Raw genomic sequence first — 2938 nt, forward strand, 5'->3', positions numbered from 1 at the left:
TGGTGTTGTGTGATGCCATAACCTTAGGGGATGAACAAGAAGCCTTCACGTTGGAAGATGCGAATGCCGAGATACTGAACGGACAGACAGGAATCACACTGACCTATTATGAGACCCAGCAGGATGCGGATGATGCAGAAAACCCAATAGCGAGTCCATATGTCAATACAATGAATGCACAGACGATTTACGTACGAGGGGAAAACGATGTTACGGGCTGTTACAGTACGATAACACTGACGTTACGAGTAGACCCTATACCATCACCAAGCCCAGACCCAGATCCAATCGAGGTCTGTGACGATGACAACGACGGCTTTGCGGAGTTCGATCTGGAGGTCCGTACGGTAGCGATCACCAATGGTGAGACAGATGTGGTGATCACCTACCATGAGACGGAGGAAGAGGCCGAACAAGGAGACAATGCCATTACAGGCTTGTACACCAACATTGTGGCGAACACCCAAGAGATCTATGTAAGAGCAGAGAATACCATTACGGGCTGTTACAGTTTAACGCAAAGCACTTTGGAGCTCATTGTAGTACCATCACCGGAAGTGCCGACAAATTTAGAACCGATAGAAATCTGTGATGATAACGATGATGGTTTTGCGCCGTTTGACCTTACCCAGCGCGACACCGATATTTTAGGCACACAAGACCCTGCGGAAGTGACCCTGACTTACCATGTAACGGCAGCAGATGCAGAGACAGGGAACAATCCGATAGTAAACGCAGGGAACTATACCAATACGGTGAATCCACAGACGATCTATGTAAGGCTTTACAACCCAACCACAGGCTGTGAGGACACAGGTGAGTTTGAAATTATAGTACAGTTACCACCAGAGCCAGTACAGCCAACACCATTGGAGCTGTGCGATGACCTGGACGAGGTTCCAGGAGATGAGATTACAGTATTCGATCTAACGGTCAAGGACCCTGAGATCACGGATGGCAATGCGAGCTGGTCCGTAGCGTACTACGAGACCGATGCCGATGCACAAGCACAGACTGATGCTATACCAGACCCAACAGCATATACCAATACATCGGTAAATGGACTTCCGGCAAACCCACAGACCTTGTACGTCGTGGTAACCGATACGGATACAGGATGTGTGGCATACACAACGATGACCATAAGGGTACTGCCAAACCCGACACCGACACCGAGCGATCAATTACCAGATTTAGAGCTTTGTGACGATATCAATACAGGAGATGGAGTAGAAGTGTTCGATTTAACGGAGAACGAAGTATTGATCTTAAACGGGGAAAATGGTGTAACACCAACCTACCATGAAACATCAGAAGATGCCTATGCAGGGGAGAATGCCATAGCAGACCCAACGCAGTATACCAATATAGATACGCCAGAGCAGGATATCTATGTGAGGGTGACCAGTGATGCAACGGGCTGTTATGCTGTAGTCAACTTTAAGCTATATGTACATCCGTTGCCAGAAGTGGTCGCAGTGACCGACTTTATACAATGTGAGCTAAACACTGATGGGTTTGATAGTTTTGATTTAACAACAAAGGACGAAGAAGTCTTAAACGGACAGGACCCTACACGTTATATCGTAACTTATCACGCAACCTTGGCAGATGCCGAGTCAGAGATGAACGCACTGGTAAGTCCATATACTAACATTAGCAATCCACAAGAGATCTATGTAACGATAACGGACAATGTTACGGGCTGTTCCATCAGCACGCAGCGTTTTAACCTTCAGGTGGACGAAGCCGCACAGGCCAATCCTGATATGGTAGATATAACCTATGAGGAATGTGATGATGATGTAGAGAACGATGGAGACCCAAGTAACGATAGTACACAGTTTACCCTATCGTCACAAGATGGGTTGGTATTGGATGGGCAGGACCCGGTAAATTACATTGTTACGTACTTTGCCTCAGAAGCTGACGCAAACCTAAACGTTAACCCATTACCGGATCTTTACGAGAACATTGTAAACCCACAAGTCATCTATGCAAGGGTAGACAACAACACCTTAGTAGTGATACCAATAGCACTAGACTTGACCGCACTAACGGCAGGACTGGATCTGGATGCGGACGGAACAATAGACACCTATGATACGGATGCAGACGGAGTGTTTGATTTAATAGACGTTGATGGGGACGGTCTGTCGGACGGCATTGATGCCAATGCAGATGGTCTGTACGAGTTTGTGGATGTAGACGGAGATGGAAACGGAGACCCAGTAGACCTTAACAATGATGGTACGTTTGACAACCAGCAGGACGGATCCATATGTTACGAAGTGGCACCATTGACACTTCAGGTGAACCCAAGGCCATACTTTGATCTAGAGGACAGCTATGTCCTTTGTATCGATACCAATGGGACAGAGATACTGGATGCACCAGTATTGGATACGGGATTATCGGATACCGATTACAGTTTTGTATGGACCTTTAATGGGGAAGAGATCGCTTCAGAGACAGGCTCTAGTATGATGCCGACACAAGGTGGTACCTATGGTGTAACGGTAACGGATATCAGTACGTCAACGGTAACGAATTGTGATAATTACGATGAGGCGACCGTCACAGAAAGTGCGCCACCAACATTAACGGCCGATTTTATAACACAATTTTTTGGAGAAAATAATGTTATAGAAGCATTGGCAACCGGAATAGGGGACTATGAGTACAGCTTGGACGGAGGTCCGTGGATGGATCCGTTGGAGGATGGTTCGATACGGTTTACTGGAGTATCGTCAGGGCTCCATGTGGTGACGGCAAGGGACAAGACAGGTTGTGGCATAGCGACACAGGATGTTTTTGTGGTGGATTACCCAAAGTACTTTACGCCCAACGGAGATGGCATCCATGAAACATGGAACATAGAAGGCATTGGAAGTACTGCCAAAATTTATATATTTGACCGCTACGGGAAACTGCTCAA

Annotated in this window: 1 protein-coding gene; it reads left to right on the forward strand. The window is 46.8% G+C overall.

Annotated elements, in window-relative coordinates:
- Positions 1-2938, forward strand: a 2938-nt coding sequence (locus FC091_RS15045) for a T9SS type B sorting domain-containing protein (RefSeq protein WP_138435198.1), incomplete at both ends; no start/stop codon positions are given.

It is taken from the genome of Winogradskyella algicola (assembly GCF_005869935.1).
GTDB lineage: Bacteria > Bacteroidota > Bacteroidia > Flavobacteriales > Flavobacteriaceae > Winogradskyella > Winogradskyella algicola.